This window comes from Pseudoalteromonas sp. McH1-7 (genome assembly GCF_013366255.1).
GTDB lineage: Bacteria > Pseudomonadota > Gammaproteobacteria > Enterobacterales > Alteromonadaceae > Pseudoalteromonas > Pseudoalteromonas peptidolytica.
The window spans coordinates 280832-302271 of sequence record NZ_JABWPQ010000001.1; the positions used below are offsets into that span (position 1 = coordinate 280832).

Genomic DNA, 21440 nt, shown 5'->3' on the forward strand with positions numbered 1-21440 from the left:
TTATCTGAGAAACCAGTAATTTTCAACCAGTCGGCCTCGTTGAATTGCTATTTTTTGGTCAAAAATCAAAATTCTAATATGTCCATCCAACGCTGTATCTAAAAGTGTTGCGCCTATTCGCTTGTATCTATTAACCACCTGCTCATTTGGGATCTTCCATGGCGAATGAAACGCTCTTGAAAATACAGCAAACTTGGGCATAACAGCCTCTACAAATGCTTCGCTTGAGGAACTGGCACTACCGTGGTGTGGCACCAATAAAATATCCGCCTTTAATGACTCGCGCGCTTCATTAATTAATTTTGCTTCTATTCGTTTTTCAATATCTCCCGGTAACAGTACTGAGAACTGCCCGTCACTCACCCGAACCACACAAGAGTTGTTATTATCATTGCCAGACAATTCGCTTGGCCAAATTATTTGTACGTCAAGTCCTGCAAACTGATGCTTACCAAGGTTACAACCAAGCAGTTGCTCATTGTTATGAAATTGCAGTAACGACCGTCCACCATCATAAGCATACAGGTCATCAAGTCCGCCATTGTGGTCGCCATCATCGTGACTGACAATCGTGGCATCCAACTGAATACGTTTGTTGCTAAGGTAAGGCTTAATTACAAATTCAAATATTGAGAAATAACCAAAATATTTTGCACCTAAATCATATAGCAAACCTTTTCGGTTTTTAGATATTAACACGGCCGTTCCATGCCCAACATCAAACACATCAAGCTGCCAGTTTGGTTGTACTTTAGTCAAACTGCTCAGTAGATAAAAGAATAACGGTAGTACACTCAAGTAATGTCTGAAAATAACAAAGAGCAAGACGCTCAGGTAAGTACAAATTAGTAACTCTGCGGATACACTTGAAAGTGCTAACCAGTCAACAGGAAGGTGCTTGAAGCCTAAAAGTGCCATTGTCAACACAGTATCCACCAAATCCAAAGGTAGTTGCCAATCAACATAATCAAATACACAAAAATGAAGTATGAGTAGAGGAAAGACGATTATTGAAATAAAGGGAATGATAATAAGATTCGCGAAGGTTGAGACCACACTAACCCCTGCAAAAAAATACAGGTTAAGTGGCAGTAGGAAGACAAATAATGCTACTTGTAGTTTAACTAAGACAAGCAGTTTCCCAACCACCCCACGCCCTGACTTGGGCAGTAAAGTAAGGATAATGGCAACTGCAAAGAAAGAGTAATATAAACCGGGGTTGAGTAATGCAAATGGGTCGATTATCAGTACCACGACCAATGCCGTCGTAAGGATCTGCACGGCACTCACCCTAAGCGTAAACAGATAGCAAGCAGTCCATGCTGAAGCCATGACCAAAGCTCTTGTCGCTGAGACGCTATAGCCGCATACAAACACATATCCGGCGCATAATAACACCGCAAAAATTAAGCATATTTGATGCAGATTGATATGTTGTGGAATAGTTATGGGACTACAATAGAGCAGCATTTTTAGTGATAAAAACGCTAAGCCAAAGACAATACCAATGTGTAAACCTGAAATTGCCAGTAAATGACTCAGCCCTAGTTGCCTGAACTGCCGTTTGTTATCAAATGTCGCTTTACTAGTGTCACCAGTCAGTAGAATATAATAAAACCAACCATATTCTGTACCTTGTAATTCACTGGCGATATGTTGGCGATACAATGTTCGCCAATCTGGACGACTCTCTATTTGCTGTATACGTAAGATATTGCCTTTAAAATAATGATGCTTTCTGAAAGCATGGAGCTCAGCATTAAAAAGTCCGATATTAATTCGACTACGAAATCGTTTAAGCTTTCCTAATACCTCAACTTTATCACCGATACTAAATACAATGTTGGAGTCATTCTGATAAAGCTTAGCGCGAACACTTCGCCAGCTGTCAATGTCTTCAGAGGCAATTTTTTGCATATCAATTACAACAGCGCCACCACTGGGCGTATTTGAGACCTCAATCACCTCTCCAACAATTATAATGGGGCCGCTGAGCCATTGTTGTGGTATATGTAATTTATAAAAAACGACATAATGACAAAGAACTACAGAAATCCCTAAAATAAATCCTGCCAATATCTGAGAAAAAGGCTTAGAATAACGCCCCATGAAGTAGAGGAATAAGCTTGTTGCGGCAACACGCCAGTTACCAAGAAAAAATACTGCGCAGAAGCTCCCTAGGATTATTCCAAAACATATCAGAATCCAAGTAGACGGCAGCTGCAAATGGCGAAAAAAACGATCCAACGCTTTTTACCTGATCATAATAAAATCAAACAACAGAAATCATTAAAAATCTTCGGTAAATTATTACATGATGCTAACTTGTGGCACCTCAACCGGCGCTCGGCAAGAGGGGCTTTTTCAGTGGGGTTATTTTTCGCTTTCATCCCTGTTCCTTTTCAAATGGTGCTTGCTGCAGCCCTCGCGATCCCTTTTCGCGTTAACTTACCCTTATCTATTGCGTTAGTATGGATCACCAATCCATTAACCATGCCACCCATTTTTTACTGCTCATATCTGGTTGGTGTATTCGCACTCGGGCAAGAGCAGCAACCGTTTCATTTTGAAGCAAGTTGGGAGTGGCTTGCACAAAGCCTAACGACCATCGGCCCTGCTTTTATCGTTGGCTCGTTAATTTGTGCGAGTATCGCTGCAGTTATTGGCTTTTTTGGTATTGATTATTTATGGCGACGCTCAGTCAATAAAGCTTGGCAAAACCGTGGACAAGATTGATTAATCTCATACCACCAGATCTTAATACTAGCTGCGTTAAAAGTTTCTTATTTAGAATAACTACATAGAGTATAGACAAGATCTTCGCTACATTAGTGTTAAATATAAAAAAAAGCCCTTCAGGGCTTTTTTTTATTGGCTAGTACCAGCTTTATTTACGTCTTCTTCTCAGCGCAACCAAAGGTAGAGCTAGCAAACTAAGCCAAGACCAACTTGCTGACTGACGCTCATACGTTTCAGCTTCAGGTGGAGTACAAGTTTCAGGCTCACCAGAGATAGGAGTTAATACAACCGGTAAGGTGACTGACTCATATTCTATTTCACCCTTACTGTCTTTTTCTATCTCGCCTAATGTGTTACGTCTTTCAACGGTTTTCGTTGCAACAGCGTAGATTTTATTATCATCGGTGATTTTGACCGCTTCCGCTATAGTGTAAGGAAAATCATCGCTCTTACATGGAAGAAGAGAGTTTATATTCACCAACTTATCTGCACCAATTTCATATAAGAATGCTTCACGTCGTCGGCTAGAGCCTGACTTTTCAACAACCCCCTGACCAACAACAAAACCATTGTTATTAATATCATTAACTACGGTTACTGAGTTTTCAAAATATGCCGGCATTTCTTTAAATTCGGAGGTATTAGTATCGAAATAAAAACCCGTTGAGTCATTCTCTTTGGAGCCATTCGCTGTCCGACCAAAAGCACCAATAATGATGCCATTGTCATTTACATCAATCGCTTGGCTATATTCATAAAAGCTTTCAACTTCTTTAATACGCTTAATTTCGCCCTCTTTAAAATAAACCGCTTGATCATTCGGAAGCAAATCATCATTGCTTTGTCTTCGTGCACGTGAATCACCTACAGTCAGTCCATTTGCATTGGTCGCAATTGCAATACTTGAATAAGCAATCTCACTGTCTTCATCCGGTGTAAAAGCCAGTCCTAAATCAGTTGCACTGGTTAAATTAAAGTCATTATCGAACGTCCACTTGTATGCTCGAGTATGGTATGGATTAGAAAGCCTTTGAATACAGACCTCAACAGGTTCGTCCACGCCATCACAATTATCTTCAATGCTTTCTATCGTACGTTTTGATAACGATGTTGAACTTTGTCCAACTACCACATACCCACCATCATTGGTTTGCTTTATGTCGGTAGCTAAAGATAAGCCGCCATGCTCAGCAAATGCAGGTTCTAAAGCAATTTTTTCACCGGCTGGCGTAATTAGAACACCCTTATTACGCCAATCCCGAACAAAGTAGGTATCTACTTCTGTTTCACCTTCTTTGGTGAAGGTGATCTTTTTGTAAGGCGCAGAGCCCCACCCAACAATAGTGCCGTCATCTGCAATACCGGTTAAATAATTGCTTACAGAGCGAGTTAACCCTTGATAATCCGGTGATTGCTCATCAAATACAACAAACTCTTCTGCTGTATTATTGTTAAACATAAGCGAAATAGAGCGGTTAACCTGCTGATACTCCAATGATGCTGAACGACTCGCCGACGTGATGTAAGACAACATAAACGCATGCGCTTGTGCATTAGTGTTTGCGGCATTGTTATTTTGAATATCATCTAGTGTAAACGTGATGGGTTCATCAATTTTCTCGTACTGCAGCTTCGCGTTGTCGTAATAGTTTTTTAAATTTGAATCGTCAAAATCAATATAAGATACATCAATTTTTACACCAAATAAGTTTGATGCTTGACCAATAACTTCACCCGCCTCATTCGCGTCCGATACATTGGTATATTTACTGTTTGCGTGTCTTGGTAGTTCTGTTAACTGATATGTTGCAGCGACCGCTTGTTGTGAAATGGCAACAGCGATACTCGCGGCTAAAAGTTTAAATTTCATCTTAATCCTTACTGCTGATTCTGTAATGCTTCTAATTCTTCCCAGCGCTCAAACGCGGCTTCCAGCTTCGACTCTAGTTCAGTCAATTGGTTCAATGCCTCGTGGGTGGTTTGCTGATCTTGTTTAAAGAAGTCAGGATCACTGACCAGCGCTTGTTGTTTATTCACTGCCTCTTCAAGTTCCTCTACTTTACTGGGCAATGACTCTAATTCAAGTTTTAATTTGTAACTCAGCTTGTTTGCTCGAGTCGTAGCTGGCGCCTTTTTGAGCGGCGCGGTCTGTTGCTTTTCTTGGTCAACTTTTTGGGCATCTTTTCTTTGTTGGTCGCGCTTTTGCTGATACAGCTCAAAATCGCTGTAACCACCAACTATTTCAGTCACTTGACCTTCGCCTTCAAAAGCCCACACACTGCCACAAGTATTGTCAATAAACTCTCGGTCGTGACTTACCACCAAAACAGTACCTTGATATTGATTTAAAATTTCTTCGAGAAGTTCCAGTGTTTCAATATCCAAATCGTTGGTTGGTTCATCCAGCACTATGATGTTAGAAGGCTTTAAGAAAAGCTTCGCAAGCAATAAGCGGTTCTTTTCTCCGCCTGATAAAGCCTTTACTGGCGTTCTTGCTCGAGCTGGAGGAAACAAGAAGTCTTGAAGATAACCAAGTACATGGCGTGAGCGTCCTCCCATCATGACTTCTTGTTTGCCTTCGGCAACATTATCTTGAACAGTCGCTTCCTCGTCTAGCTTTTCGCGGTATTGATCAAAGTATGCAACTTCTAGGTTAACCCCTTGTTTTACTGAACCAGAATCTGATGAAATATCACCAAATAACATTTTCAATAACGTGGTTTTACCAGCACCATTAGGCCCAACCAATCCAATACGATCGCCACGCATAACCAAAGTAGAAAAGTCCTTTACAATGACTTTTTGTTGGAACGCTTTGTTCAGATGCTTAGCTTCAAACACCAACTTACCTGAGCGCTCAGCAGTCTCGATGTTAAAGTCTGTTTTACCTTGTTGCTCGATACGTTGCTTACGCTCCACACGTAATGCTTTGAGGGCTCGCACACGTCCTTCATTACGTGTACGTCGAGCTTTGATCCCTTGACGGATCCAAGCTTCTTCTTCCGCTAGCTTTTTATCAAATAGCGCATTTTGCTGTTCTTCAACTTTCAAATCATGGGCTTTTTGCTCTAGATACTGTGCGTAGTTTCCAGGGTATGAAACCAGCTGACCACGATCTAAATCTAGGATGCGAGTTGCCATAGAGCGAATGAAGGCACGGTCGTGTGAAATAAACACGATTCCGCCTTTAAATTCTTTTAAAAATTGCTCTAGCCAAATAACACTCTGCATATCGAGATGGTTCGTTGGCTCATCTAAGAGTAATAAATCAGGATCACTAACAAGTGCTTTTGCCAGTGCGACCTTGCGTAACCAGCCTCCTGACAACTCTTCAAGCCGCATATTAGCATCCAGCTGTAACTGACTCAGTACTTGCTTGATCCTTGACTCAAACCGCCAAGCATCCTCGCTTTCTAATCTTTGCGTTAGGCGCTCAAGCGTTGTCATTAATTTATCAGACTGGTTAGTTTGCAGCTTCTCACTAATTTCGTGAAATTCAATCAGCAATTCAGCGACATCGGGTAATCCATTAGCAACGTAGTCAAACACCGAGCCATTTGCCCCTTTTGGAGGGTCTTGCTCCAGCCTTGATACTTTCAGACCACCTACTCGGTTTATCTCACCATCATCAAGTTGAACTTGATCATCGAGTACTTTGAGTAAGGTAGACTTACCTGCACCGTTTCGTCCTACAATACAAACACGCTCCCCTGACTCAATCACTGCATCAGCCTGATCGAGTATAGGGTGCGAGCCAAAAGCCAGTTGTGCTTTAGCGATTCGAATAAGATCCATACTATGCTATAAATTCTTGTAATTGTTGTTGAGAAAAGGGCCAGCCAAGTTCGTGCCCTGTTTCGATTTTTTTGATAACGGGAATACGATATTGATATGTCGTCATCGTTTCTTCGTCATCAACGATATCTATTAATTCAATTTCTGCTTCAGGTAATAGCTGAATGAGCATTGCTAATGCTTCTTCACACAAATGACAACCTTCGGTGTGAAATAATGTGCACTTAATCATGGCGGATCAACCAACTGTTATGAATTTGTTTGTTGCGCTTAAAGTCTGGGGATAGGGTTTGCGTAGAATACTCTTCAGCACTTAACCCCAAGGCCGCGAGTCCAACCTCATCGATTTTAAAGCCACGCTTGTTATTAGAAAACAAGAGTACGCCATTAGGTGCCAAGATTTTTTTAACCCAGCCAAATAATTTTAGGTGATCTCTTTGTACATCAAAGGCATCTGACATTCGTTTTGAATTTGAAAATGTTGGAGGGTCTAAGAAAATAAGATCATATTGACCAACTGCTCGCTCGAGCCATTTTAAACAATCAGCTTGCTCAAATCTGAAACGAGGATTCTTCAAGCCATTAAGCTCAAAGTTCTCTTCCGCCCATTTCAAATAGGTTTTCGACATATCAACCGTAGTGACCGATTTAGCACCACCAACAGCTGCATGTACCGAGGCGCTTCCTGTGTATGCAAACAGGTTCAATACCCGCTTATCTTTTGCATGTTGTTGAATAAATTTACGTGCTAAGCGGTGATCTAGAAATAACCCCGTATCAAGGTAATCAAATAGATTGACTTTAAACTTTGCGCCATATTCTTCTACTATTTCAGTACGATTTTGCTTGTCTAATGCCTTGTATTGGTCTTGACCTTTTTGACGCTTTCTTACTTTTACCGCAATGTTAAGCGGATCAATATTAAGCTGTTCGGCAGTCAGTGTGATCACGTCCTGTAGACGTTTTTGCGCTACCGTATCGTCAATTTCTTTCGGCGCCTTATATTCAAAAATCACCGCACTATCGTTATAAACATCTACCGCAACGTTGTATTCTGGAATATCCGCATCGTAAACTCGATAAGCCTTTACGTTTTCTTTTTTTAACCACGACTTAAGGTTCTGCACATTTTTCTTGAGGCGGTTACCAAATGCGCTAGACCCTTCAAAGTTTAAACCACTACTTTGTTTATTTTGTTGTACCTGCGCATCGTTCATTTCATACAGGTTTAGCAGCACATCTAATGGGCCATTTTTAAACTTATATGATTTTTTACGTGCTAGCTTTAGTACTTTTAGCAAGCTCTCTTCACTGGCCAATAAAGCCAAATCCCAGCCTCTATAATGCTTTTTGAAAGCAATACCCATATTGCGGTAAAGCGTGATTATCTCCGCCATTCCACCTAAGCGCTCACCGTAAGGTAAGTTACTGAGTACTGTACCTGGACGCTTGGCGGCAAGGCTCAGCTGGTTGGCATCTTCAAACTTAAATTTGATATGTGACTCAAGTCCAGCTCGCTTGGCATTGCGCTCTGCTATGGCAAGTACACGTTCATCTATATCGCTACCTATTAACCATAGGTTTTTCTGTTCTGGGGCTACGTTAAGCTGCGCTTTTAACTCGCTAAACTTGCTTTCACGAAAGCTTGGCAAACGTTTAAAAGCAAAATCCTTGTTTGGATTGGCTGGTAATCCAAGCGCCATTGATGCCGCTTCAATCAACAACGTACCCGAGCCGCAACAGGGGTCAAATAGTGGTTTATTGGTATCTTGCAACCAACCACTGCGCTTCACAAGCGCTGCGGCTAAGTGCTCACGGATAGGTGCTTTACCTTGTTTATCACGATAGCCTCTGTCAGACAAACGCGGGCCAGAAAAGTCAATATAAAGCGCACAACCTTGTTTGGTCAGTTTCGCAATTATGCGAATATCTGGTGTTTGCTTATCCACATCGGGGCGCTGTTCGAACAGGTCATTAAAGTAATCAACAATACCGTCTTTTACAACTAAACCAGAGAATTGAGTATTTTTTAGCGCATTGTTGGTGCCATTAAACTCAACAGCAAACGTTTGCTTAGGACTAAACCAGTCTTGCCAAGCTTGAAAACGCACAAATTTATACAGCGAGTCTTTATCGTTTACTTCTGGCTTGTCATCAATCAGCAACATTACGCGTGTTGCAAATCGAGTCATCATACAAAACTTTTGTACGTCTAAATTAGTGCCAGTGAACTTTACAGACCCAACCGTTTGCTTGTTAATTTCAAAACCGAACTCGGTTAATTCTTCTACCAGTAGCTGCTCTACACCAATAGATGTCAATGCGATAAATTGCAATTTGAATACCCTTAAATTTCAACTGAGCGCAGTATAACACACAAGTTATGGTTAGTTATTAGTTGACTTTGATTGAAGACGATAAATAGCAGGAGCACTGTTATTATATGCAAATTAACTTTAGACAAAGCCAATCCGTCTGTTTTTATTGCCAATTTCAAACTCGTTAAGACAATATGTTAAACAAATTAAAAATATCTAGCTTGTCTAAGATACTCGTGTTGCTATTAACGCGTTGGTAATTTTGCAACAGTGCCTGTAACTCCCCTGCTTCAAACCAAATACTGGCACAACACGGACATTCACTAAACGACGCATTATTGAGCTGATACGCAACAAGCTTATGGCCATCATCCGGACATGATTGTACAGCGTTCTGTTTGAGTGGTGTTCGGGTCGCAAGAAAGTCTGCGTATGTAAAATGGTAGGTATGTTTAATCGCTTCTACAAATTTACGAGGAAGCCAAACTGCATCACAAGATGGGCATTGATAACCGCAATAGCCTTCAATGTCGGTGTAGATCAGCTTTAAAGTTTTGTCGCAAAGACAGTTCATAGTTATTCCCTTAATTCATTGCTACAATGATTTAACACCAATTATCTTAATTAAGTGCTCTATGTTGAGGCGAGAAAATCTTGTCGATAACTCAGCCACCGTCTCCTGCTATCGCTAAGGTACCTACGCCCTGTAGGCAAGGAAAAAATTTTGCTATTTAGCTGTTCTAAATAAGAAATTTTTAACGGGTTAGCGTCAGATTTACTCCTTCAAATTGAGCAAGTATTAAGTCTAATTGGTATAAGGTACAAGTTAATACAACCTAACGGCTCGGGTCAATTAGACTTTATAAAAGCTAATAGCTACCTTGTGGAGAAGTGCTTTGATTGGGAGCTAGAGTATGGTTATGGGCGAGACATTACGTTGTGTTATTCCTTAACTCAATATCGCTACGCGCTTCGGTGTACTAGGTTCGATAAAACTAGGGGAGATAATCTATCATTCAGTACCTTAATTGCTTGAAATTGCTCAAGTTCAATTCCTTCATCTAAGATAAATTGTTGACTTAGACTTAGACATAGGCTTGCTTGGCCGTCATGCTCTATTATCAAAAACTCGCCTTGGCTTTGTTTTGAACGCAAACAAACCACAGCTTCACTAACGGGCTCGCACCCATTGTACGGTTTGAAAAACCAGCTTTTAGCTTGCATTGGCTGAAGATGGAATTTAGCAGCGGTTGCATTCAAAGCAATTTGACAGCATTGTGGTTCACTCCAGACAGAAAAACCACAAAGGTAATCGAATACGTTTTGATAAAATTCGGCCTCGTTTAGGCTAAAGGTCGGGCTTGATGCAGAGTCGTCGGTCAGGTGTCGAATTCGAAAAGGCGTACAAAGCTGAAGCTCTTCACCTAAGTCAATTAACAGCCTATTTCTTTTCTCGCAGCGTATCCATTGCCACTCTTTTGAAGCTTGCAAAACGACTCTCCCACAAACTAATTAACTATGACCAGTAAGTGGGAGTATAACGCGAAAAGCGCAATGATGAAATTTTTTATAATAACGTTTTGTTTTCGATCATTTTGTTATATGAGCGATCCTTATAAGGACGTAACGATCCTTTTGACCAATTCTGGTCCCTCGTAAATAAAGCCAGTATACACTTGAACAAGATCAGCTCCCGCTGCAAACTTCTCTTTAGCAGACTCAGCACTGTCGATCCCACCAACACCGATAATGGGTAGCTTACCTTCAGTAATACGCTTTAGTTCGCTAACAACGTGCGTTGATTTCTCACGAACCGGTCGACCAGACAGGCCTCCAGCTTCATTTCCATGCTCTAAGTTTTCTACGGCATCACGAGCTAATGTTGTATTTGTTGCAATAACACCATCGATACGATTGTTCACAAGAGACTCAGCAATTTGAGCTAGCTGAATACCATCAACATCAGGGGCGATCTTAACCAGCATAGGCACCGACTTGTTGTGCTTAGCTACCAGATCCATTTGTTCATTTTTCAAGCTTTGTAACAGATCATCTAGTGCTTCACCATATTGCAAATCTCTAAGGCCCGGTGTATTAGGTGAAGAGATATTGACAGTAATATAAGACGCATGCTCAAACACTTTTCTCATACAGTGAATGTAGTCATCTTTACCTTGCTCGTTCGGTGTATCTTTATTTTTACCGATGTTGATCCCAAGGATCCCATCGTATTTTGCCGCTTTAACATTGTTAACTAAGTAATCAACACCCTTGTTATTAAATCCCATGCGATTGATAATCGCATTTGCTTCAGGTAGACGAAAGATCCTAGGTTTATCGTTGCCAGCTTGTGGTCTTGGCGTAACAGTGCCTACCTCGATAAAACCAAAGCCCATTTGTGCGAATGCTTCGATACACTCAGCATTTTTGTCAAGACCCGCAGCGAGCCCTACTGGGTTTTTAAATTCTAATCCCAAAAAGTTAACTGGTTTGTCTTGAACTGATTGAGACCATGCAAGGCTCATTGGCGTATTTGCAAAGCGACGAAGGTTGCCTAGGGCAAAATCGTGTGCCCACTCCGCATCTTTGTTGAACATAAAACGACGCGCAAGATCGTAAAACATGGTAGCTCCTCAGTATTGGTACGTAATCGATTTAGCTAAAACCACCTTTTTGTGATTTTAGCTAAATGGATTATGGCAATGACATTAGACAAAAAAATACCCCAGTCAAAGCTGGGGTATTGTAGCGATTTCTAGATTATTTGGAAGTATCACAGTTATGGCTTAATAACATTAGCTCACGCAGTGCAACCGAGAACTTAGCAAAGTCATGGCTTTGCGACGTTTTAAACTCAGTTAGCATTTGCTGCCAACGGTGTAATAAACCAGCTTGTTTATCCATCCACTGCTCAATCTGTTCATTGATGTCACTATCATCACCGGCAAAGCTATTTAGCACTACCTCAGATAGTGAGCGTTGCTGCCAATCAAGTTCTTCACGATAAGATGCACGAGCAAGTGCTTGCCAGTGGTTTGCCACAGGCTGCGCTGTAATTTGGTCAAGGAACCAATGTAGACCCATGTTTGCACCCAGTGTGAAGTAAGTGTTTGACACAACGCCAATCTTACGACCCGCACTATGAGCTACTTCTGCTAAGTCCATTACCGAGAACAAGCTTGAAAGCGATACGATGCGCAGTGCAATCTCAGCTGGTACACCTTGAGATTCAAGGTCGCGCGCTTTATCTACAATTTGCTCGCTTTCGTTTGCAACCATGTAGTTGTGTAAGTTTGCACTTAAATCTTTGAATGTAGGAGCAAAGAACGCGATAGTTTGCTCGATTGTTTCAGACTTATCACGATGACGTAAGAACCAACGCGTTGCACGACGAACCGTACGACGTAATTGATACAACATTTCCGTTTGGACTGCTGCCGGGATCTTATTATCCAGTGAAGAAATAGCTGACCACGTTTCTTTCATTTCAAAGATAGCGCTTGCAATAGAGTAACAAATCGCAATCTCTGCATCTGTTGCTCCTGTTTCTTCGTGCATACGAACCATAAAGTTAAGACCCATGTCATTAACGATATTGTTCGCAAGTTTAGTTGCAATGATCTCTTTACGTAGCGGGTGGTTATCCATTGCAGCATTAAAACGCTCACGTAGTGGTAACGGGAACGAGTTAACTAAAAGCTGACGGTAATATGGGTTTTCTGAGATCTCATCAACCACTAACGTTTCTTTTAGTACCATCTTGGAGTAAGAGACTAACACTGAAAGCTCTGGACGAGTTAGGTCTTTACCTGCCGCTGCGCGCTCTGCTAGCTCTTCATCTGTTGGTAAGAATTCGATTGCACGATTTAGCTTGCCATCTTTTTCAAGTGCATGGATAAAGCGTACTTTCTCTTTTAGCGTAGCTGGACCTTTAGACTTCGTGATCGAAAGTGTATGCGTCTGACGGTAACAGTCTTTTAATACCAACTCTGATACTTCATCAGTCATCGAGTAAAGTAATTCATCTCGCTGTTTCTTCGTCAAATCGCCTTCAGCGACTAAGCCATTCAGTAGGATCTTAATATTAACTTCATTATCCGAGCACGCTACGCCACCAACATTGTCGATAAAGTCAGTGTTGATACGCCCACCGTTTGAAGCAAACTCTATACGTCCTAACTGAGTAGCACCTAAGTTACCGCCTTCACCAAATATCTTCGCACCAAGTTCACCGCCGTTGATACGCAGTGCATCGTTTGCACGATCCCCAACTTCAGCGTCAGTTTCAGATTTAGACTTGATGTAAGTACCGATACCACCATTCCACAGTAAATCAACTGGCATCTTCAACAATGCTTTGATCAACTCGTTTGGTGTCATGCTAGATTTTTTGGTGCCTATCATCTTCTTCATTTCAGCGCTTAGCGTAATTGCTTTGGCTGCACGAGAGAAGATACCACCGCCTTCAGAAATCAGATCCTTATTATAATCTTCCCAGCTTGAGCGTGGCAGATTAAATAGACGTTCACGCTCTACATATGAGCTTGCTGCATCTGGGTTTGGATCGATAAAGATGTGCATGTGGTTAAACGCAGCTTGCAAACGAATGTGCTTAGAAAGCAGCATCCCATTACCAAATACGTCACCACCCATGTCACCAATACCAACCGCTGTAAAGTCAGTTGTTTGACAATCAATGTCCATCTCACGGAAATGACGCTTAACCGATTCCCACGCACCTTTTGCAGTAATGCCCATCTTCTTATGGTCATAACCGATCGAGCCACCAGAAGCAAACGCATCTCCCAACCAGAAGTTGTAAGACTCTGCGATACCGTTTGCGATATCAGAGAAGGTAGCTGTCCCCTTATCTGCTGCAACAACTAGGTATGGATCGTCTTCATCATGACGAACAACATCGATTGGTGGAACGATGTCACCATGTACAATGTTATCTGTGATGTCGAGTAGACCACGGATAAAGATCTTGTAACACTCTTGGCCTTCTTTGAAGAAAGCTTCACGCTCTGTTGGCAGTTGTTTGCAAACAAAACCACCTTTAGATCCCACAGGCACGATAACCGTATTTTTAACCTGCTGCGCTTTAACTAAACCAAGTACCTCTGTGCGGAAATCTTCGCGACGGTCTGACCAACGTAGGCCACCACGAGCTACTTTTCCACCACGCAGGTGCACACCCTCTACACGTGGTGAATAAACGAAGATTTCAAACGCTGGTAGTGGCAATGGCATATCTGGCACTGCACTTGGCTGGATCTTAAATGACGTGTATGACTTATTCGTACCATCTGCTTCTTTTTGATAGAAGTTAGTACGTAGCGTTGCATTAATCATGTCGACGTATAGACGAATAATACGGTCATCATCAAGATTCGCAACGTTCTCTAGTTCCTGGTAAATAGCATCAATGACTTTAGTCAGTGTTTTTTCTGATGCCGTTTTCTTCGGAGAGAACTTCTTGACGAACAGATCAACGATCATCGCCGCAATGTGCGGGTAGCGGTCGAACGTGTTTTCAATGTAGGATTGCGAGAAAGTCACGCCAATTTGACGCATGTATTTCGCGTACGCTCGTAAAATAGACGCTTCGCGTCCAGTTAAGCCCCCTAACAAAACTAAGCGGTTGAAGCCATCGTTCTCAAGACGATTATTCCAAACATTCGTCAATGCAGCACGGAAACGTGCAGATACTTTGTCAAAGTCGGTGATCCCCTTGCTGTCGATAAGCATAGAGAAGTCCATGATCCAGTTTACTTGACCATCAGTAGTCTTCACTGCATAAGGTGTCTCACCAATAACGCGCAGACCAAAGTTTTCAAGCATTGGCATCACGTCTGATAAGTGAATTGGCTCAGCTTTATGGAATAAACTTAAACGTACTAATTGAGAGGTCGCTTCTTCTTGAGGTCTATAAAACAGCATCTCCAGTTTATTGTCTTCGTTGAGCTGTTCAAGTTTCTCGATATCTACTACCGCAGCACTTGGTAATACTTGGTCTTTATAAGCAGACTGGAACGCATTGGTGTATTTACGGTTTAACTCGTTACCACGAGACTCACCCGCTCTTTCAAGCAATGCACCTTGTAGCTTGTCTTCCCAAGTACGAGCGGCTTCAACCAAGTTATTTTCAATTTCTTTCACGTTATAATCTATATTGTTGTCATCGACACGTACAATGTAATGTGTACGCGCTAGCGTTGATTCTGAGAAGAAAGTAGTGAATTCTACTTTATCACTCGATTTAAATGCACGCGCCAGCAGTTGCTGTGTTTCACGTCTTAATGCAGTGTTGTAACGCTCTCTTGGTACATAGACCATACAAGAGAAGAAACGACCGTAGACATCTTTGCGTACAAAAAATCTACACATGTCGCGTTCTTGTGTTTGTAGTACGCCCATGGCCACTTCTAGTAACTCACTTTCACGTGCTTGTACTAACTCATCACGCGGATAGGTTTCTAGAATATTTAACACGGCTTTGTAAGCATGAGTGCCTTTTGCAAAGTCACACTGCTCCATGATACGGTTAATCTTACTCTTAAGTACCGGAACGTCGGCTGCACTATTGTTGTAGAAGCTCGAAGAGAATAACCCGATAAAACGGTCTTCACCAATCACGTTGCCTTTGGTATCAAATCGCTTGATACCAACATAATCTATGTACGCAGGACGGTGTACACGCGACAGCGAGTTAGTTTTTGTTAAGATTAACAAGTTACTACTGCGAGCTTCTTTTCTAGCTACCTCAGGTAACTCTGAAAGTAAGCGGCTATGATCATCTCCCGAGTTTTTCATCAAACCAAGACTTGTGCCTTCGACTGGTTTTAACTCGTAGTCACCTTGAACTGGTGTAAGGTCATACTGACGATAGCCCATGAAGGTAAAATTATCGCTCACCAGCCAGTCCAAAAACTCAACAGCTTCTGCAACTTCTTCTTTTGAACAACTATAATGACGAGTTGGCAGCTCTTGGCTGACACTCACCAGTTTGTCACGAATGGGCTTCCAATCAGCAACCGCAACAGACACATCATTTAAAACAGATTCAAGCTCAGCTTTAAATTCAGCGATAGCTGAATTATCTGTCTGCCTATCAATTTCAATGAAAAATACGGTTTTAGTAGAGGTTGATTCTTGCTCTGCTTTTAAGTTAGAAAGCGCTGTGATTGCACTATCGTCGTTTCTTTGTATCTTAAGTGGAGCGTGAAGTAATAGGTGAGAGACAATATTTTTGCGATTCATTGCCATACGCACTGAATCAACTAAAAACGGCATATCTTTAGCAATTATCTCAACAATAGTATGCGAAGATTGCCATCCATCTTTTGCCACCTCAGGATTAAAAACGCGAATGACGGCTTCGTCAGACTTATTTTTATCTAGGGCGTTCCAAAGGCTCAATGCTGCGCCGTATAAGTCACTGTCGTTACGATGTGCCAAATCCTCTTTAGACATATTGCTGTACAAGGTTTTGGCAAACGTTTCGACAAGTGACACTTTGTCAGCATGGACTTTTTTGTGGATTAGCTTGCATACGTTATCTAGGATAACAGAAGCCGTGCCTTCATTTTGTGTCATTATGTGTTCCTTAATCTATACCACCTTTGAACGGTAGATTATTTGTACAGCCATTTATTAGCGTGGAGTCAGGTAAATTCTAACCTTTCTTACGCTAATAAACAGCCTTTTTGACGAAAACATTTCAAGCTTTTCAGCTGTTTGCTCAACTATTCACAAAAAATAGATATAAATCGCCAATACCAAATAAAAAGGAGCACAATTATTCACATTATTTTTTCTGGTCAGACCAGAGAAGCGTTCCAATTGCCGGTAAAAGCAACACAGCACCCAGCATATTAACCAAGAACATAAAGGTTAATAAGATACCCATATCAACCTGAAACTTAAGCGCAGAGAAGATCCATGTACTTACTCCGATAGCAAGTGTTATACCCGTAAACAGTACAGCACTACCGCGCTCGGCTAACGCATTACGATAAGCCGCTGACAACGGCATACCTTGCTTAAGCTGTCCCATCATAGAGGATAGAATATAAATGCCGTAATCGACACCTATTCCAACACCAAGAGCAATCACAGGTAGCGTTGACACCGTTAGTCCTATCTCTAATTGCACCATCAGCGCTTGCGCAAGTGTTGATACAATGTACAGTGGCAGCACAACCGCGATGGTCGCTCGCACGCTTCTAAAGCTTACCAAGCACAATAAGATCACAGCACCATAAACATAGATCATCATAGGTACCTGTGCTTGTGACACTGACTCGTTCGTCGCGGCCATCACCCCGATGGGGCCTGATGCTAATCTAAACGCAACATCATCCGTGCCCTCTTCTTGAGCAAAAGCTTTGATCTGAGTAATAACGTGATCTATCGACTCGGCCTTGTGGTCTTCCATAAAAATAATTATAGGCATCACTGAGCAATCGCCGTTTAAAAGCCCTGAGCTAGTCTCAACTCGAGAAGTGGCCTGTACTAAAGAAGCACTATTTCTTGGTAGTGCCTGCCACTTCAAATTACCCTCGTTGTACCCTGCATTCACAGCTTGAGCTACAGAGCTCAAAGAGACCGCTGATTGCACACTAGGGAGGTTTTCGATGCGCCATTGAAAACGGCTAATACGTGCCATCGTATCGTGATCAGTACATGCTGCGGGGAATGCTTCGACTATCACTTTAAGGATGTCTGACGAAATTGCATAGCGGTCTGAAATTAAGAAGGTGTCTTGGTTGTATCTGGCATCTTCGTGTAAAGCAGGTGCGCCAGCATGTAAATCCCCAATGCGCATTTTATCTGATTGCCAGTATCCAAACGCAAAAAGTAATACACTGATGAATAAAATCACACGAGCTACTTTTTTGTCCGTTGTCTTAACAAGTGTCTCTCGTATTGACTCGAACACATCGTGACTCGTACTCTTACCGTCTCCAATTCGTTTGATATTCGCTGATTCGAAAAAAGACGCCATAACTGGCAGTAATACTAAGTTAGTAAAGATAATAACTGCTACACCTAAGCTTGCTGTAATGGCTAGCTCACGAATAATACCTATATCTATCGCAAGTAAGGTTAAAAAGCCCACCGTATCTGATAACAGCGCAATACCACCTGGGATCAACAACGCTTTAAAGCTTGCTTCTGCTGCAACTTTGCTTGATACGCCTTCAGCCACCTTTTTACCAATTGCATTGATCATTTGCACGCCATGGCTTACACCGATTGCAAATACCAAAAATGGTACCAAAATAGACATGGGGTCAACACCAAAGCCTAGTGTGCTTAATAAACCCATCTGCCAAATAACCGCGATAAATGAACACGCTATCGGCAATAAAGTTAGCTTAAAGCTTTTACAAAACATCCAAACCATGATGAACGTAAATGCGATGGCAAGTGCAAAAAATAACACCACACCTTTTGCGCCATCGGCAATATCACCGGCCATTTTCGCAAAGCCAATAATGTGAATGCTAACTTTATCAGTACTCAGTGGTGCTCTGATTTCTGACTCTAGTTTTTGTGCAAATGCCAACGTATCTAGCTTTTCTTGTGTTTGTGGATCAATTTCCATTAACTGTGCTGTGACCATGGCACATGAATAGTCGCTGGCAACCATGCGGCCAACTACTTTAGCTTTTTCAATATTTTGCTTTACAACACTAAGGCCTTTTTCATTTGGTTGAAAATTGGCCGGAATGATAGGTCCGCCTGCAAAGCCATCTTCAACAACTTCAACAAAGCGCGCGCTGGGTGCAAAGATAGAATTTACTAACGGGCGGTTTACCCCAGGAATAAAGTAGAGTTGGTCATGAACCGCTTTTAGCTGGGTAAAAAACGGTTCATTAAAAATATCGCCGTCTCTATCACACACCGAAATCAGAATACTATTTGCACCACCAAATTGCTTCTCGTGCTCTAGGTAGACTTTCATATAGTCATGATTCAATGGAATATTTTTATTAAATGACGCATCTAACTGAATTTGGGTTGCCTTATACCCCAAAAATAACGTGGTCAAAATAAAAAATGTGACAACGGTAATGCGATGCCTAAAGATGACATAAACTAACTGATTTAAAAATGATTGCATTAGTTACCCACCTCTATTTCAGCAATCCCCTGTTCAGTCGCAAGGACTAAGCTCTTGTTTTTAAGCACGCCAGATAAAATTGAGTGGCCATTTTTTAATTGCTTTGAAGTAACTTCACCATTTTTAATACTAAAAATGACACCGCTGTTGGCGAGCATGTAAGTCGTTGAATCATCGACAATAATATTGTTAATTGTGGCAGTTTTATCTGTTTTTAATTGTTGAACTTGCTGCCCACTACCGATAAACGCGTTGCCACGAAGCCCCGCTACGACGAAGTGATTATCTTTGGTTTCGTTGATAGAAAAAAAAGAACCTCGATAAAATGAGTCAAACTTTTGCCATGTTTTGCCCAGATCTTCACTTTGAGCAACCAAGCCCATTTCTCCTGCAAGGTACATGTTATCGTCCGTGATAAGTAAGCGATTAAAGTGCGGTAGAATAAATGCAGTTTCTTGTTCATAACCAGCCGGATCTTGTTCTTTTAAGTCATTTAGGTATTCAACATCATCGGGATGAACAAACTCGCTAATAAACCGCTTATTCCAAGACTCTCCACCATCAAACGTTTCAAAAAACATCCCATAAGCACCTACTGCAAAACCGTGCTGCTGGTTAACAAATTCAATGTCTAGACAAGGCTTTTCGAGCTGTGGCAAATACTGCTTCACTGTCCACGTTTTGCCGCCGTCTGTGGTTTTTAAAATACTGGCATCATGGCCACAGGCCCAACCTATATCATTACCTTTAAATGTCACTGCAGTTAGTAAGGATTGAACTGGCACTGATGCCTGTGTCCATTTTTGCTCTGCCTTTTTATATATAATTGTGCCATGTTTACCCACTGCGACTAATGCTTTACCTGTGTCGGTAATATCTGTAAATAGTGTCTGTTCTGGGTGTGCGACCATTAAGGCTGACTGCGGAGCAATCTGATCGCTGCTTTCGGCCACAGCTAAATGCGCCATAGTTAATATCGAGGCTGCTACTACTTTCTTAATCATGAGAAAACACTCGAGTTGTGAGAGGAAAGGAGGAAGAAGGCTGAAGCGAGATAGCTCCAGCCTGATGTTTCACTAATTAACGACGACCCTCACGGCGCAAAGCACCCTGAGTAAATTCGTTATCATTGAAAGATTGACTGAAGTCATACATGTCTTCTTCATTATCTAAACCAATCGCAAGATAACGACGAGAGTTCAGATCGTAATAAACATCTAACGTACTCCAGTGTGTAGGCACTTCATAATAGTTCAGACCATGTGCCATCGCTACTCGATACATCTGATCACGATTATCGTATATATCAGCTACGTGGATTTGCCAGCTATCCTCATCAATATAAAACACGCGTTTTTTGTAAATATGACGAGTGCCTTCTTTTAGGTTAGCTTCAACTACCCACACGCGATGCTTTTCATAACGAACATGTTCTGGGTTAATATGACCTGCCATCAGAATGTCTTCGTACTTCAATTTATCGCTATGTAGCTTGTAACTGTTATACGGAATATACATTTCTTTTTTGCCTACTAGCTTCCAATCATAGCGATTTGGTGAGCCGTTAAACATGTCAAAATCATCTGTTGTACGTAAGCTGTCTGACGCTGTTCCAGGTGCGTCATAGGCAACGTTTGGCGCGCGTCTAACACGACGCTGGCCGGTGTTGTATGTCCAGGCCTGACGAGGAGTCAAAATTTGGTCCATGGTTTCATGCACCAATAAAGCCGTACCAGCTAGACGCGCAGGTTCGGTTACACGCTGCTTGAACTTAAATAGAATATTTGACTCTTGCAACGCTTCAGGTGTTGCATCCGTCGCTGAATACTTCACCAATAACTGTTCATCGAAACCAATAATATTGTAATCGCCAGACTCTGTTGGCATTGCCTGACCACCATAACGGGCAATAGACAAACCACGGAAGCGCAATAGGTGGTTCCAAATTGCTTCTAAGCCGTTTTTAGGAACAGGAAATGGGATACCAACAGCGGTATTCTTGATCCCGTTACCCCCTTCAATTAGTTCAGCTGTTGTCGCATACTTTTTCGTTGCATCGTAAACAAACTGAGGATAAGACGCGCTTCGTCTCGTCGGGTAGATATTCATTTTGAACGTATCTGGGTACGTTTCAAATAGAGCAATCTGACCTGGACTCAATAACGATTTGTATTTATCGAGGTTCGATTTGTCGATTGTAAATAGCACCTTGTCATCGGCAAATGGATCTGGGTGGTGCATTCCCACCTCATAACCTGCTGGTGGCGCAGTAATACCACCATTCCACGCTGGAATGCTACCATCAGCATTACCTGCCTTCTCAGCACCGATTGGTGTTAAATCTTTTCCTAAACGTGCAACTTCATCTGGGCTCATTTTAGCCATTGCACTACTTGCAGACATCATTGTAATTATTGTTGCTGCGATAAATGTAGGTTTTCTAAACATAACGAAAG

At 41.8% G+C, this 21440-nt stretch carries 13 protein-coding genes; 1 reads left to right on the forward strand and 12 read right to left on the reverse strand.

Annotated elements, in window-relative coordinates; all coding sequences use genetic code 11:
• Entirely contained in the window at positions 1 to 2247 is a 2247-nt protein-coding gene (locus tag HUZ36_RS01150) for a DNA internalization-related competence protein ComEC/Rec2 (RefSeq protein ID WP_353506997.1), read from the reverse strand.
• Here HUZ36_RS01150 and HUZ36_RS01155 point away from each other — a divergent pair.
• Entirely contained in the window at positions 2227 to 2736 is a 510-nt protein-coding gene (locus tag HUZ36_RS01155) for a DUF2062 domain-containing protein (RefSeq protein ID WP_125252734.1), read from the forward strand. The two genes, HUZ36_RS01150 and HUZ36_RS01155, sit on opposite strands and share 21 nt — an antisense overlap.
• Before the next feature lie 151 nt (positions 2737 to 2887).
• On the opposite strand, the gene HUZ36_RS01160 is transcribed toward HUZ36_RS01155, so the two are convergent.
• The 11 genes from HUZ36_RS01160 to HUZ36_RS01210 all read right to left on the reverse strand — a co-directional run bounded on the left by HUZ36_RS01160 (position 2888) and on the right by HUZ36_RS01210 (position 21432).
• The gene (locus tag HUZ36_RS01160; RefSeq protein WP_176031790.1) at positions 2888 to 4609 is read right to left on the reverse strand and encodes a DUF3466 family protein; all 1722 of its coding nucleotides are present in this window, start codon (positions 4607 to 4609) and stop codon (positions 2888 to 2890) included.
• An 8-nt stretch (positions 4610 to 4617) separates the two neighbouring features.
• Entirely contained in the window at positions 4618 to 6534 is a 1917-nt protein-coding gene (uup, locus tag HUZ36_RS01165; RefSeq protein WP_125252732.1) for an ATP-binding cassette ATPase Uup, read from the reverse strand.
• A 1-nt stretch (position 6535) separates the two neighbouring features.
• Positions 6536 to 6766: a glutaredoxin family protein gene (locus tag HUZ36_RS01170; RefSeq protein WP_128731339.1), complete on the reverse strand. Its 231-nt coding sequence runs from the start codon at positions 6764 to 6766 to the stop codon at positions 6536 to 6538.
• Positions 6759 to 8870, reverse strand: a complete 2112-nt coding sequence (gene rlmKL, locus HUZ36_RS01175; protein WP_176031791.1) for a bifunctional 23S rRNA (guanine(2069)-N(7))-methyltransferase RlmK/23S rRNA (guanine(2445)-N(2))-methyltransferase RlmL — start codon at positions 8868 to 8870, stop codon at positions 6759 to 6761. Before rlmKL ends, HUZ36_RS01170 begins: the two co-directional genes overlap by 8 nt.
• A 166-nt stretch (positions 8871 to 9036) precedes the next feature.
• A complete protein-coding gene (locus HUZ36_RS01180) occupies positions 9037 to 9426 on the reverse strand; it encodes a TFIIB-type zinc ribbon-containing protein (RefSeq protein WP_128731337.1) in 390 nt (129 codons plus the stop codon).
• A 389-nt stretch (positions 9427 to 9815) separates the two neighbouring features.
• Positions 9816 to 10343, reverse strand: a complete 528-nt coding sequence (locus HUZ36_RS01185) for a cell division protein ZapC domain-containing protein (RefSeq protein WP_176031792.1) — start codon at positions 10341 to 10343, stop codon at positions 9816 to 9818.
• Between the two features lie 122 nt (positions 10344 to 10465).
• On the reverse strand, positions 10466 to 11476 hold the full coding sequence (gene pyrD, locus HUZ36_RS01190; protein ID WP_147390423.1) for a quinone-dependent dihydroorotate dehydrogenase: 1011 nt from the start codon (positions 11474 to 11476) through the stop codon (positions 10466 to 10468).
• A gap of 136 nt (positions 11477 to 11612) precedes the next feature.
• On the reverse strand, positions 11613 to 16451 hold the full coding sequence (locus HUZ36_RS01195) for an NAD-glutamate dehydrogenase (RefSeq protein ID WP_176031793.1): 4839 nt from the start codon (positions 16449 to 16451) through the stop codon (positions 11613 to 11615).
• 211 nt (positions 16452 to 16662) lie between these two features.
• The gene (locus HUZ36_RS01200; RefSeq protein ID WP_176031794.1) at positions 16663 to 18984 is read right to left on the reverse strand and encodes an efflux RND transporter permease subunit; all 2322 of its coding nucleotides are present in this window, start codon (positions 18982 to 18984) and stop codon (positions 16663 to 16665) included.
• Complete coding sequence (locus HUZ36_RS01205; protein ID WP_252094543.1) at positions 18984 to 19988, reverse strand: WD40/YVTN/BNR-like repeat-containing protein; 1005 nt, start codon at positions 19986 to 19988, stop codon at positions 18984 to 18986. Before HUZ36_RS01205 ends, HUZ36_RS01200 begins: the two co-directional genes overlap by 1 nt.
• Positions 19989 to 20064: 76 nt before the next feature.
• Positions 20065 to 21432 carry a DUF1329 domain-containing protein gene (locus HUZ36_RS01210; protein WP_125252724.1) on the reverse strand — a complete coding sequence of 456 codons (1368 nt, stop codon included), beginning with the start codon at positions 21430 to 21432 and terminating at the stop codon, positions 20065 to 20067.
• Positions 21433 to 21440: the final 8 nt, after the last annotated feature.